This is a genomic window from Streptomyces sp. NPDC029674, assembly GCF_044903205.1.
Classification (GTDB): domain Bacteria; phylum Actinomycetota; class Actinomycetes; order Streptomycetales; family Streptomycetaceae; genus Streptomyces.
In genome coordinates this window covers 1-12,037 of record NZ_JBJDPY010000017.1, presented here as the reverse complement: position 1 = coordinate 12,037, position 12,037 = coordinate 1, and the positions used below count along the sequence as shown (strand labels likewise).

Genomic DNA, 12,037 nt, shown 5'->3' with positions numbered 1-12,037 from the left:
GTGTGTTGTGGGTTCGTTGAGAGTGGCTGGGTGCGCGGTTCCGGGGGGCAGTTGGGTGTGTGGGCTGGGGTTGTGTCGTGTGTGCTGAGTGGGGCCGGGTTCGTTGTGGGTTTCGCTGGCGTGTAAAGGCTCGGTTGGTGTTTTTGCTGGTCAGGGCTGTTCTGTCTGTATCCGGGACTGGCCGGTTAGCGGCTTCGTGTGGGGTGGTGGTGGGTTTCGGCGAGGTGGTCGAGGCGGATGGTGTCGAGTGATGCCTTGGTGATGCGTTCGGTGCCGTCGTGGATGGCGGTGATGGCTGCTTGGCGGATGAGGCGGGTGAGGGATCCGATGCGGCCGGCGGTGCGCTGGTGGAGGTAGGCGGTGTGGCGGGGGAGGGTGCCGGGTTTGTGGTGGGTGAGGTCGAGGGCGTTCTCGATGTCGGTGATGACGTCGCGGAAGGGTTCGCGGGTGCCGTGGCGGGCGGGGAGGGGGCCGCAGGTGATGAGGGTGGCGCGGCCGGCGAGTTGGGCGCCGCGGGTGCCGCTGAACAGGGGTGTGTCGGTGACGTTGATGCCGGCGTAGACGAACGTGGCGGCCAGGCGTTCGGTGAGGTCTTTGAGTAGGTCAGCGGTCTGGGCGCCGGTGGTGGTGCGGGGGTTGAGGCGGTGGATCTCGTCGATGAGGACGAGTTGGACGCCGGCTTGGGTGTAGGTGTGGCAGACGGCGTCGGTGATCTGGGTCTGGGTCATGCGGGCGGCCACGGGGATGCCGAGGTAGCGGGCGAACTCGGTGATGAGGGTTTTCGCGGTGGCGCCGGGCGGGACGAGGACGTACGCGACGGGTGCGGCGGTGTGGGCTGATCCGGGTGGTGTGGGGTTTTGGCGGGTGTGGGCGAGGTGGCAGGCACGGCCGACGTTGAGCAGGGCGGTGGTTTTCCCGGCGGCGGCGGGTCCGGTGACGATCAGTGAGGGCCGTGCGGTGGTCTGCTGGTGGCGGCCGAGGATCATCAGGGTGCGGACCTGGGTGGCGAGCTGGCTGATGGCGGGGGTGCGGATGGTGACGAACGCGGAGTGGTAGGCGAGGCGTTCTTCCGTGCTGCGGGGCGGGTCGCCGGGCCGGGGCGGGGCGGGCGGGTCGGTGGTGGCGAAACGCTGCCAGCCCTGCCAGGTGGTCAGGGGCCAGGACGGCTCGGCCGAACCGTCGCTGTGCGCGCTGGCGAGTGCGCTGTCCGGGGCCTGCGCTGCGGAGCGAGGGCGGGTGTTCACCACTTGGCGGCTTCCTCGTGTGCGTCGTAGAGCCCGAACCCGATGGCGGCGGCGGGGCGGGGGCCGTCGTCGGGGAGGCCGTCGATGCTGTCGTCTTCGTCGTGCTGCGCCGGCTCGTCGGTGGCGGGGGTCGGGGTTGTGGTGGCGCGGGCTAGGAGGGCTTGTTCGGTGGTGGTGGCGTGACCGCTGTGGACGCGGCGCATGAGCTGGTCGAGGGCGTCGGCCAGGTCGGCCTCATGCTGCTGGCTGTCGTCGTGGTTGTGGTGGTGGGCGTGGGTGCGGATGTGCTGCCAGGTGTGGTCGTTGAACGGCTGGTGCACGTGGTCGCGGTGGATCCAGGGGATTTCGGTGAGCTCGCCGTCGGGCAGGCGGATCCAGATCTGGCGCACGTCGTGGGGGGTGTAGTGGATTTCCCATTTCCCGCCCCGGCCCGCGACGGGGGAGGGCTGGCCGCGGTATGGGGCGAGGAGATCGTGGTCGTAGGTGCGGTGGTGGATGGTGATGCCGGCAGGAGTGATGGCCTGCCAGCGCACGGGCAGCAGTTCGAGGTAGTCGCGGCCGGTGAGCGGGACGGGGACGTGTCCGGCGACGGCGACGAGCGCGGCCCACATCTGGTTCGGCGTGAGGGCCTTTCTCGGCATCATCGGGTGACGCAGGCCTTCGTGGGGCCGGTGGTGATAGTGCACCAGCCACTCATCGAGCAGGTCCTGCAGCTGGGCGACGCTGTAGCAGGCGTCTTGCGCGATGTCGGGGCCGCGGCGGGTGACGTCGGATCCGGTGTAGCCGGGCAGGTGCTGGCAGAACAGGTGGTTGATGCTGCCGAAGGTCCGCTCGACGATGCCTTTGGCGGTGGGGGCATGGGGCGGGGCGGGCTGGACGCTGATGCCCAGGTGTTCGCAGGCGGCGGTGAACGCGGCGGAGACGAAAACTTTGCCGCGGTCGACGACGATCGTCTCGGGCAGGACGACGGGCCGGGCCGCCGCACCGGCCAGGCGCTCGTCCAGCGCGGCCAGCCGCTGGTGGGGCAGTGCGGGGGCGCGGTCCATGCGCAGGATGTGCGGCCAGGTGGGCCGGGCGGGATGGGGGACGGCCATCTCCGCCAGCAGCAGGGCCGCGTCGACGGCCTTGGTCGCGCTGGGGCACAGGACGGCGGCGAGGATCGCGCGGGTGGCGACGTCGACGGCGATGGTCAGTTCGGGCCGGGCCAGGCGCCCGTCGTCGAAGAGGGCCAGGACGTCCAGGCGGGTGGTGTCGTGCGACGGCGCCGGCACCGTGCCGGGGCCGTGCCGGTCCTTGAGGATCTGGTGGATGAGGGGGAACAGGCCGTTGATGGTGCCCTTCGAGCGGCCGCGGCGGCGGCGCAGCGCCTCGCGGACGGCGGCGACGACCCGTTCGTCGGCCCGCCCGTTGCGGCCTGGGCCGCAGTACGGTGCGGTGCTGCCGGTTCTCCGCCTGCTGCCTGGGAGGCCGCCTTCCCGGCGCGCGTGCCCGGCGCCGTGGCGGGCACGGCTGGCGGCGCCGGTGTGGTGGGCCGGGTGTGGCGCAGGATCTGGTCGGCGGTCTCGGCGAGGGCGGCTTCGTGTGCCTCGCGTTCGGCACGCTGCTCGAGGGTGGTGCGGATGTGGCGCCAGGTGGTCTCGCTCATGGGCGCGTGGACGTGGTCGCGGTGGATCCACGGGATCTCGTGCAGGTGTCCGTCGGGCAGGCGGAGGTAGATCTGGCGGACGTCGTGCGGATTGAGGTGGACCTCCCACTTGCCGCCGGGGCCGGTGGAGCAGGGCCGTCCTCGGTGTTCGTTGAGGATGGCGTGGTCGTAGGTGCGGTAGTTGATGCGGATGCCGCGGCCGGTGACCGGGTGGAAGCGCACCGGCAGCAGTGCCGTGTAGTCGGCTCCGCTCAGGGGCAGCGGCACGTAGCCGCTCGCGCCCAGCAGCGCGGCCCACATCTAGCCCGGGGACAGCGCCTTCTTGGGCAGGAGGGGGTGGCGCAGCCCGTCGTGGGGGCGGTGCTGCCAGCACGCGGTGATCCATTCGTCCAGCAGTTCCTGCATTTGGGCCACGGTGAAGCGGGCTTCGTCCTGGACGGCCTGGCCGCGCGCCAGGATGTGGGGGCCGGTGTAGCCGGCGACGTGCTGGTCGACCTCGGGGAAGAACTGTCGCGCCGCCTCACCCTCACCGAGGCCGAGCTCGACGCCGCGCCCCGGCTCATCGTCTCGATGGACAGCGCCTATCACGCGCTGCGCCAGCTCACCCGCTACTGGGAGACGTTCCGCGACAAGGACGACCCGCACACGTCCCCGGCCGTCACCGCCCTCGAGGCCGCGCTGTGGACCGGACGCGCGGCCCGTGTGCACGTCATCCTCGACGGCACGCCCGCCGCCAGCATCCTCGGGGCCGCGCCGCACGAGCTGTTCGGCACGGTGATCCTGGCCCGGGTCTCCACCACCACCTGGCAGCGCCTCGCCCCGCTCGCCGGCCCCGCGCCGAAGCCGAGCAAGCACCGGGGCCGCGGCCACGTCATCCAGTACGGCGAAGTTCACGAGACGCAGGCGATCTGGATGACCGACGCCGACGTCGTCACCTGGCTCACCGACCCGGACGACACCCAGTCCTGATACGAGCGCGCCGGGAAGTGACGGAAGGGTGGGACGCCGATGTCGGCGTCCCACCCTCCCGTCCTGCGGCTCACGCAGTGGCCGACTCCGCCCCCAAGAGCAGCGGACACCCGGACCGCGCCCACGTCGTCCAGGACGACACCGCCCACCCGACGCAGCTCCTGCTGATGACCGACGCCGAAGCCGCCGACTGGCTCACCGCCACGGCGGCCGGGAAGAGCTGGCCCCGAGTCGGACACACCACGGGCCCCGGGGGACCAACATCCCCCGGGGCCCGACGCTATGGAGTCACGCTGTCCAACGGCCGTGCGGCCCCGCCGTTACGTCGCGGCCAGCTCCGGCACTTCGAGTGCGTCCGCTCGGACGAGCTTGTCGCGGCGCCCCCGATCGGCAGTTGGCCACCCTCGCAGCGCGTACGTCATTGGGGAGTGCTGCACCGCGGTGGCGGCCCGGTCCGCGTGTTCGTGCCGTGGGGGATAAACGCCGACGAGCCCGTCGTGTACCCGAAGTTTGAGGGCACCCTCATGTGACCAGCGTGTGAGCTATGCAGCCGTGCCGAGAGCCGCTCGCATAGCGTCCCGGAGAGACTCGATGGATTGGCGCAGCGCCGCCTGGACCGGGGAGCGGGTGCCGCATTCGGCGCCGCTGATGAGCGCGTCCCGCAGGTCCCGCAACTTGTGTTGAGCGTCTTCGGAGACACGGACCACAGAATCCGGCGCAGTGATAGCGATCCGATAAGCCAGCTCGTAGGTGCCACCTTCGCGGAAAGCGTCGCGGACCTGACGCGCCCGCTCGTCGGGGGCTTGGTCCGGTAGGCGACGAAGGTCCTTGAGGTGGGTACGTGTGCGCTCCAGGGCAGCCAGGTAGTCCCCGTACAACTGCCGCTGGATCTCCTCCTGGCGAGTGTCCTGTTCCCGGCGCCAGCGAACCCGGTCGACGAGCAAGGTGGAGCCGACGCCGACGATGGCGCCAAGCCCCGTACCGATAAGCGTTCCCCACCCCATTCGTCCACCGTAGGGACAACAGGGGTCTCGCGCCAGATCAAGAAGCGACGGGGGAGGCGGCGCCGGGCGACGATCAAGAGGAGGCCGTGGTGGTCGTCTCCACAGCAGGAGTGGCGCCTTGGAGGCGGTCCAGCCGTTCGTACAAGGCCCGCAGCGTGCGGGCCCGGTCCCTGACGCGGAGCAGGGTCCGCGAGGGCCGCGCCAGGCAGTCGTCGGCCTGGCCCACGACGAATTCGGCGAACAGCCGACGGCCGTCGTTTTCGGGCAGCCTGGCCGCGAGCGCGCGGACGTCGTCGGCGACCGCACGAGTGGCCCCGGCGAGCAGCAGCCCGACCTGTGCGTAGTCGTCGGGCCGCAGCACGTCCGTGTCGGACCAGGCCAGCACGGCGCGGGCGAGGCGCTCGTGTGTGGTGCGATCGAGCGGCAGTTGTGCGTCGATGTGTCCTTCGGGGTCGTACAGCACGGTGTAGCCGTTCATGACACGGGTGCCTCTTCGGGTGCGTCGGCGGGGAGATCGCGCAGAGCCTGCGCGAGCCGGTCGGTGGGGATCAGGGCGGGCGGCTCGCCGATGCGGGGGTGGCTGATGAGGTCCGCGGCCGCCGTGGTGTCGCCGTAGGTGGTGGGCATGAGCAGTTCGCTGCCGCCGGAGAGCACCCGTACTCCGGGCAGGCCGGCCAGGACGTCGCCGGTGCCGGGTTCCACCATCACGTACAGCGTGTCGCGCAGGTGGTCGGCCAGGACCAGGGCCCCGCGCCGCGGGCCGATGCGCAGTGCGGTGAGCACGTTAAGGCCCCGCTTCATGGGGGTGATGGCCACCGCGTCCCATTCCTTGCCGCAGGAGGCCCACCGGGTCCGCTCCAGCCCTCGCCCCCACCGCGCCTGTTTGCCGATGCTGGGCTGCGCGAGATCGTGCCACGTTGGGGTGGACCGCTTTGGGGAGTTGGCCATAAGCGGACGGTAGGAGCGGTATACCGGGATGAGCCCACACGATGTGTGTGGGTCCTCAACTCCGCGCTCCGGAGCCCGCCATGGACCGTATCCAGTTCGGCCGCCGTGTCGCCTACTGGCGAGACCGCCGGCGCCACACCCAGCTGGAGTTCGCCGCGCTGATGCAGCGCTCCGTGCGCTGGGTTCAGGAACTCGAGGCCGGACGCCGCCAGGCGGACCCGAACCTGTCGGTGGCCACCGAGATCGCGGCACGCCTCGGCATCACACTGGAGCGGCTGCTGCACGACCCGGCGGTGCTGTGTCCCGCCGACTTCGAGATCGACGCCGTACGCCGCGCTCTGCAGCGACACGACGTCATCACCGGCCGGTGCGACGACTCCGGTGCCGAACCGGTGCCCGTCGCCGCCTTGCAGCGCGATCTGTGGCTGGCCCGCACCGGCTTCCAGGCCGGGCACTTCGCCCAGCTCGGGGTGCAGATCCCCCAGCTGCTCGTGGACGCGACCCGGGCCGCCGAACACCACCAGGGCGACGACCAGCTTCAGGCGTACCGGCACCTGTCGCTGGCACTGGAGCTGACCGAGGCCGCCGCCATCAAATGGGGCGACACCGAACTCGCCGTCGTGGCCGGCCACCGCGCGGTCACCGCTGCCGAACGCTCCCAAGATGTGGTCATCATGGCGTCCGCGGCCCGCCACCTCGCGGACGCCATGACCAACCACGGCCAGGCCGCGGCCGCCGTCGCGTTCGTCACGGCCGCCGCCCGCCGCCTCGAGGCCGACCTGCTCCGGCGCGGCCCCGAAGGGCTCTCCGTGCTGGGCATGCTGTTCCTCAAGGCCGCGATGGCGCAGGCCACCGCTGCCGAAGCCGACGACCACCACCCCACCGCACTCGCCCGCGCGGTGCCCGGCTTCCTGGACCAGGCCGACGAACACGCCGACCGGCTCGGCTTCGACGGTGACGAACTGTGGACCAGCTTCGGCCCGACCAACTGCAAGCTCTACCGCGTCGCCGCCCACGTCCAGCTCAGCGAAGGCGCGGACGCCGTGGCCGTCGCAGCCGACATCCCCCACGCCGCCCTCGCCGACCTCCCGCGCGAGCGCCGCGCCCACCTGCTCACCGACCGCGCCATCGGCGAGAAGCAAGCCGGCCTGCGCACCGAAGCGGTCACCACGCTCCTCAAAGCCGAGGAAGAGGCACCCGAGGAAGTCCTGTGCCGCCCCCGCACCAAGCAACTCGTGGAGGACCTGCGCCTGTTGGGCACCGGCTCCGCGGAGGGGCGCTTGCGCGCACTTGCTGATCGTTGTGGACTGCCCCGGTGACCACACGCACCCTGTACCTCATCGCCTGCGCCGCCCCGCCCGCCCGCCGCCTCCACGTCCCCGTCCGCGCCGCCCAGGCGGCGGGCTGGGACGTGTGCGTGATCCTCACACCGTCCGCGTACCGCTGGCTCAGCGAGGACGCCGAAGGCGAGATCGAGGCCCTGGAGGAGCGGACCGGGCACCCGGTCCGCTGGCAGTACAAGCTGCCCTCCCAGCCGGACGTCCTGCCCGCCCCGGACGCGATCCTCGTGGCCCCGCTCACCAACAACACCCTCGCAAAGTGGGCCACCGCGATCAGTGACACCCTCGCCCTCGGCCTGATCACCGAAGGCATCGGCCTCGGCCTGCCGATCACCGCCCTACCGCACTTCAACGACGCCCAGGCCGCGCACCCCGCCGTGGCCGGCCACATCGCCTTCCTGCGCGAAGCGGGCGTCACCGTGCTGCTCGGGGAGGGTGGTTTCGTGCCCCACAAGCCCAAGCACGGCGACCTCGACGCCTACCCGTGGCAGGCCGCAATCGACGCACTCCCCGCCTAACCCCCGCTCGCCAGAGGTAGCACCGGCCCCGGATCCCTCCTGGGAGCGCTCCGCGCCAGCCCACCGGCCGACCTTGGTCTCCTCTCACACTGCCTCGCTGGCTAGGGAGCGGCCCGGGACCCCAGGCCCTACACGCACACCAGTGCGATGCCGCAGCTCAGAACCCCCGGGCATCGCACCCTAGTGCGTGTAGGGCCTGGGAGCGGTGCCGCTGGCCCTGGCCCCGGAGCCCTGTCCACCGACCTCACCCTGTAGCTGGACGTCAGTCCAGGTGCGGTGCCACAGCCTTGGCCCGTAGCTCCGACAGCCAGCGACGTGCAATCGAGAAGCACTTCAACCGGAGCGCCAAGAACTACGTGAGAAAAGCGCAGGATGGGCAGGGCGGTGTGGAAATAGACTCTTCCGTGTGACTAGAACATGGCGACGGCTGACGGACCGCCTCAACGGCAATCAAGATCCAGAAGTCCTGTATGAAGAGCTTCCTGATCACTTGTCCGTTCCCGTGAGGCAGTGGGTCGGTCGAGTCGTATCGAACTATCCGCTTGTCGACCTTGTCTGTTTGCGCCTGCGTCTGCCCTCCAAGGTCCTTAACAGCCGCTCACCAGAAGATTCGCTCGCCAATTACCATGATCAGACGAACCCGATGATCTTCATAGAGATTGTCGATGCGCTGTTGGCATGCCTCGCAGAAGTCAACCCGTTCACATCGGGAAGGTACGGAGCCTCCACCCAGGACCTTCGGCAGGAGTTGGACTACATCCTTACCGAAGGAGGATCGGCCTACACGGTCAACCCTGACAAGAACGGGTTGTGCCGCAGGGTCGATGTGACTTTGCGGCGCTCCCTGGAGGCTGCGGTGCAGGCCGCGGACAAGCAGGGACAGGATGCAGGCAAACACCTCCGCGAAGCCTTTGCTGCGGCCTATGGCATCAGCCCCAACCCCAGCGTTGCCTACTCCGAGTCCGTGAAGGCGGTAGAAGCCGTAGCCAACCCGCTGTTCCTCCCCAAGTCGCCTGAGCCCACTCTGGGGGCTGTGCGGTCGACTCTCGATCAGGGCAGGAACAAGTACGAGATGGTGGTGCAGGACCGAACAGGGGATCCTGCGAACATCAACGCAGCCGTCGAACTCCTCAACCTCCTTTGGCACGGACAGCGCGACCGCCACGCTGGCGGTCCCACCACCCGACCAATGACACAGGAAGCTGCCGAGACCGCCGTACACACTGCCGCTCTCCTCGTCCACTGGATAGCGACGGGCGCAGTCCGCAAGAAGTAGCCGAAGATGTGACGTCGCGACGCCGCCGACTTCAGACCGACTCCGCGAAGGCCCTGTTGTGGGCGTGCCGCCGTACGGTGTCCTGCACGCGCCGCTCTTCCTCGGGCGTAGTCATCACGCCGCTCCTTCCGTGGCCGCCCACTCCAGCCCGAGGCCGGCCAAGGCGGCGAGCTTGTCGACGGTCAGCTTGGCCCGGCGGCTCTTGCTGTTGCTGAGGAACACCCCGAGCTTGACCTCTGTCCCGTCCGGCAACACCTCTACGTGCCCCCTGGGGACCCTCACAGAGCCCGTGCGGGCCTTGTACTGCGCCAGGGCCGCAATGCCCCTGTCGAAGGCGCTCACGGGCGTCGTGGACGGTTCCGCGGACACCTCCGGCTCCACCGGGGCCGGAGCGGCGAGCGGGGTGATGCCGAGCTGCTCTAGGCGCTCGCGCTGCCCATCGTGCAGGGCCTGCCAGACCTCCGGTTTCCGTTGTCGGGTCAGCCATTTGCCCACGTCCATGCCGTGCACGGTGAAGCCGGGCAGGACCTCCGCCGGGCCTTCCTCGTCGCGTACGAGTTCGCGTAGTGCGGCGTAATGCCTCTGCCACTCCGCCGGCCACACCGGGTTCCAGTCCTCGTCGATCGCCTCCAACGCGGCCTCCCACTCCGGGTGCCCGTCCAGCGCACCGGGGCGGCGCAGGTTGGACAGCCACTGCCCCACGGGCTTGTCGAGCGCGGCCGCAGACCGGGGCGCGCACAGCGTCCAGTGCTCCTGGTAGTACACGCGGGCCGCGGCCAGGTTCTCCTGGAACCGCGCATCGGCCGCCGACCAGGCCATGCCCAGCTTCTCCAGCCGCGCCGCGCGCCGACCGTTCATCTGCCCGGCCCCGTACGCCCGGCGCTGCTCCGCAACCCACTGCCCCAGAGGGAACGCGCCTTCCTTGTGCTCGTACGGAACCCGGGCGTGCCCCTCACGCTCGACGTACGCCTTCAACTTCGCCCAGCCGCGCGCCCAGTCCTGCCGCTCGGTGTCGATCACGTTGAAGGACACCCAGTTAGCGACCATCGCCGGATCACGCGGAGCCGCAAAACGCAGCAGCAACCGGGATTCGTCCTCGCCTTCCTCGGGCGCGACACCGATGGACTCGGACGGCTGCACCATGTCCTTCTGAGGCTCCTGCGGGATCGCAAGCAATTCCACAGCCTCCTCATCATGAGCCCGCAGACCCTCCAATACCTTCACCAAAGGCCGATACGAACCCGAGGTGAACATATCCTCCGGCGATTCATCGGGCTGGAGGAAAACCGGCACGATCAAAGAGGCGAGCTTTCCCTCTCCCGGCTTCTGACGCAGCGCGCGGCCGATCGCCTGCACGATGTCGTGCGGAGCTCCCTTCGGGTCCAGCAGGGCCACGGAGTCCACGGCCCTAATGTCCACGCCCTCCCCCAGGACCCGGCAGTTCGACAGCACGGCCCGCTGCGCCGTGGACCCGAACCCACCCAGGACCTCCCGCCGGCGCTCCGGGACGTGCTCGCCACACAGCCAATCCGCCCAGATCCGCCTCGGGTACATCTCCGGCTGGTCAGCGTGCAGCTTCGCCGCCACCCTCTCCAGGCCCTCCGCGTATGCCTGCGCCTCCATCGTGCGGTGATGGAAGGTGATGCATGTCTGCAGACCGTGCTGCGCCATCGTGTGCAGGAGCGCGGCCTGGAGAGCTCCGAGGCGCTGCCCGCGCACCTCCTCGGTGTGCCGCTCCTCGCCCATCAACCGCTCGGGCGTAACCTCCGGGTCCTGGAGCTCCAGGACGATGATCTGGTACCGCGCCAGCAACTTCCGCGACACCGCCGACGCGAGCGAGAGCTTGTAGAGGACCGGACCGAAGACCTCCTCGTCATCCATGGAAGCCGCCATCTCACGCGGCAGCGGATCACGCACCCCCTCCGCGACCTCACGGTTCAGCCGCTCCTCCCAAATCCGCGGCGTCGCCGTCAAATACAGCCGACGATGCGCCGGGATCTTCGTCTGGTCGTGGATGCCCGCCCACGCCTTCCCCATCGACCCACTGGTCCGGTGCGCCTCATCGACCACCGCCAGGTCCACCGGGGCCAACTGCTGGCCGTAGGCGCCCTCGAACGCCTCCACCAGAACCCCCAGGGACGCGTAGGTGGCGTAGATGGTCACCGGCCCCGCCCCGTGCCACAACGCCAACTGCACGGGATTGGTGGTGGACCGCACCCCCAGGTGCCACAGCTCCGGATCGTCCAGCGGCGAGCACACCATGACCGCCGGCCCCTTGTACCCGACCTCACTCCACGCCTTCACGGTCTGCGTCAAGAGATCCAGGGTCGGCACCACCACGAGAACGCGGCCCCGGGGCACAATCCGCTTTGCGGAGGCCGCCGCGATGATGGTCTTCCCCGTCCCGCACGCGGCGTGCACCTGCCCGCGCAGACCATTCCAAGGAATGCCGCCCGGCGGGATATCGAGGCCGCGCACGATGGCGGCTACGGCCTCAATCTGGTGTTCACGCAGTTTCACGGCCATTCCCATGTGCTCCTTCTCGCGGAATGCGGCGCGTAATCAGAATGAGAGTCCGGCGCGGTGAGTGACGGGCCGGAGTGATGGCGTCTGGCCCCAGACTCTACACAGCCAGCATCAGTGATGCATCATCCATGCAACGGCTCGCCCTGTAGGCTGGTACTTGACTGAAACCCGCTCCGGTGCGCGGGCAATGGGGTATGCTGGCGGGGTATTGGTGAAGGTGGGCGGCCTGTTTCGAGGGTGGGGGAGGGGTTTGAGTGGAGCGCAGCGGAGCCCGTCACTGCGGTGGAGCCGGCACCGCGTCAGGCCAACGGCCCGTCACTTCCGTTGCGGGGGTGGCGGCCTGGTTTCCCAGACGCTACACAGCCCCGAGCGTGACGCACCCTCCCTCCTAGCCAGCTTCAGGAATTCCGCTTGCGGAATTCCCTCAATTCGCGCTTGCGCGAATTGCACGTTTTTAGAATTCCGCTTGCGGAATTCATTCCCGCGCTTGCGCGGGAATCCGAATTGCGCTTGCGCAATTCGCGTCACTGTGACGCGCGCCAGCGCGTCACATCCCGCTCCGCGGGG

General features: G+C 69.6%; 12 protein-coding genes. 5 read left to right on the top strand and 7 right to left on the bottom strand.

Translation table 11 applies throughout. The features are described from left to right. Positions 1-185: 185 nt before the first annotated feature. The 3 genes from ACI2L3_RS31895 to ACI2L3_RS31885 form a co-directional block, all read right to left on the bottom strand. On the bottom strand, positions 186-1,154 hold the full coding sequence (locus ACI2L3_RS31895; RefSeq protein ID WP_404756018.1) for a TniB family NTP-binding protein: 969 nt from the start codon (positions 1,152-1,154) through the stop codon (positions 186-188). Positions 1,155-1,240: 86 nt separating this feature from the next. Beyond that, entirely contained in the window at positions 1,241-2,515 is a 1,275-nt protein-coding gene (locus tag ACI2L3_RS31890) for a Mu transposase C-terminal domain-containing protein (RefSeq protein WP_404755880.1), read from the bottom strand. Then, positions 2,434-3,189 carry a hypothetical protein gene (locus ACI2L3_RS31885; protein WP_404755879.1) on the bottom strand — a complete coding sequence of 252 codons (756 nt, stop codon included), beginning with the start codon at positions 3,187-3,189 and terminating at the stop codon, positions 2,434-2,436. The genes ACI2L3_RS31890 and ACI2L3_RS31885 overlap by 82 nt, the downstream gene beginning before the upstream one ends. A gap of 105 nt (positions 3,190-3,294) precedes the next feature. Between ACI2L3_RS31885 and ACI2L3_RS31880 the strand changes: the two genes are divergently transcribed. Both ACI2L3_RS31880 and ACI2L3_RS31875 read left to right on the top strand, forming a co-directional pair. After that, positions 3,295-3,858 (top strand): hypothetical protein, encoded by a 564-nt coding sequence (locus ACI2L3_RS31880; RefSeq protein WP_404755878.1) that lies wholly within the window; start codon positions 3,295-3,297, stop codon positions 3,856-3,858. A gap of 77 nt (positions 3,859-3,935) precedes the next feature. Beyond that, positions 3,936-4,388: a hypothetical protein gene (locus ACI2L3_RS31875; protein ID WP_404755877.1), complete on the top strand. Its 453-nt coding sequence runs from the start codon at positions 3,936-3,938 to the stop codon at positions 4,386-4,388. Between the two features lie 12 nt (positions 4,389-4,400). Here ACI2L3_RS31875 and ACI2L3_RS31870 read toward each other — a convergent pair whose 3' ends face one another. The 3 genes from ACI2L3_RS31870 to ACI2L3_RS31860 form a co-directional block, all read right to left on the bottom strand. Beyond that, positions 4,401-4,862, bottom strand: a complete 462-nt coding sequence (locus ACI2L3_RS31870) for a hypothetical protein (RefSeq protein ID WP_404755876.1) — start codon at positions 4,860-4,862, stop codon at positions 4,401-4,403. A 73-nt stretch (positions 4,863-4,935) separates the two neighbouring features. Then, complete coding sequence (locus ACI2L3_RS31865) at positions 4,936-5,340, bottom strand: restriction endonuclease (RefSeq protein WP_404755875.1); 405 nt, start codon at positions 5,338-5,340, stop codon at positions 4,936-4,938. Next, entirely contained in the window at positions 5,337-5,810 is a 474-nt protein-coding gene (locus ACI2L3_RS31860; protein WP_404755874.1) for a hypothetical protein, read from the bottom strand. The genes ACI2L3_RS31865 and ACI2L3_RS31860 overlap by 4 nt, the downstream gene beginning before the upstream one ends. An 80-nt stretch (positions 5,811-5,890) precedes the next feature. Here ACI2L3_RS31860 and ACI2L3_RS31855 point away from each other — a divergent pair, with 80 nt between their 5' ends. The 3 genes from ACI2L3_RS31855 (at position 5,891) to ACI2L3_RS31845 (ending at position 8,944) form a co-directional block, all read left to right on the top strand. Further along, a complete protein-coding gene (locus ACI2L3_RS31855) occupies positions 5,891-7,129 on the top strand; it encodes a helix-turn-helix domain-containing protein (protein ID WP_404755873.1) in 1,239 nt (412 codons plus the stop codon). Continuing rightward, positions 7,126-7,668: a flavoprotein gene (locus tag ACI2L3_RS31850; RefSeq protein WP_404755872.1), complete on the top strand. Its 543-nt coding sequence runs from the start codon at positions 7,126-7,128 to the stop codon at positions 7,666-7,668. The genes ACI2L3_RS31855 and ACI2L3_RS31850 overlap by 4 nt, the downstream gene beginning before the upstream one ends. A 406-nt stretch (positions 7,669-8,074) precedes the next feature. Beyond that, positions 8,075-8,944 carry a hypothetical protein gene (locus ACI2L3_RS31845; protein WP_404755871.1) on the top strand — a complete coding sequence of 290 codons (870 nt, stop codon included), beginning with the start codon at positions 8,075-8,077 and terminating at the stop codon, positions 8,942-8,944. A 114-nt stretch (positions 8,945-9,058) separates the two neighbouring features. On the opposite strand, the gene ACI2L3_RS31840 is transcribed toward ACI2L3_RS31845, so the two are convergent. Continuing rightward, a complete protein-coding gene (locus ACI2L3_RS31840; protein ID WP_404755870.1) occupies positions 9,059-11,470 on the bottom strand; it encodes a Helicase associated domain protein in 2,412 nt (803 codons plus the stop codon). Between the last annotated feature and the right edge of the window lie 567 nt (positions 11,471-12,037).

What these genes read in the sequence shown, in the direction of transcription:
- ACI2L3_RS31885 (WP_404755879.1), bottom strand. Translation starts at nt 3,189, where the DNA reads ATGTGGGCCGCGCTGCTGGGCGCGAGCGGCTACGTGCCGCTGCCCCTG.
- ACI2L3_RS31870 (WP_404755876.1), bottom strand. Translation starts at nt 4,862, where the DNA reads ATGGGGTGGGGAACGCTTATCGGTACGGGGCTTGGCGCCATCGTCGGC.
- ACI2L3_RS31865 (WP_404755875.1), bottom strand. Translation starts at nt 5,340, where the DNA reads ATGAACGGCTACACCGTGCTGTACGACCCCGAAGGACACATCGACGCA.
- ACI2L3_RS31860 (WP_404755874.1), bottom strand. Translation starts at nt 5,810, where the DNA reads ATGGCCAACTCCCCAAAGCGGTCCACCCCAACGTGGCACGATCTCGCG.
- ACI2L3_RS31855 (WP_404755873.1), top strand. Translation starts at nt 5,891, where the DNA reads ATGGACCGTATCCAGTTCGGCCGCCGTGTCGCCTACTGGCGAGACCGC.
- ACI2L3_RS31840 (WP_404755870.1), bottom strand. Translation starts at nt 11,470, where the DNA reads ATGGCCGTGAAACTGCGTGAACACCAGATTGAGGCCGTAGCCGCCATC.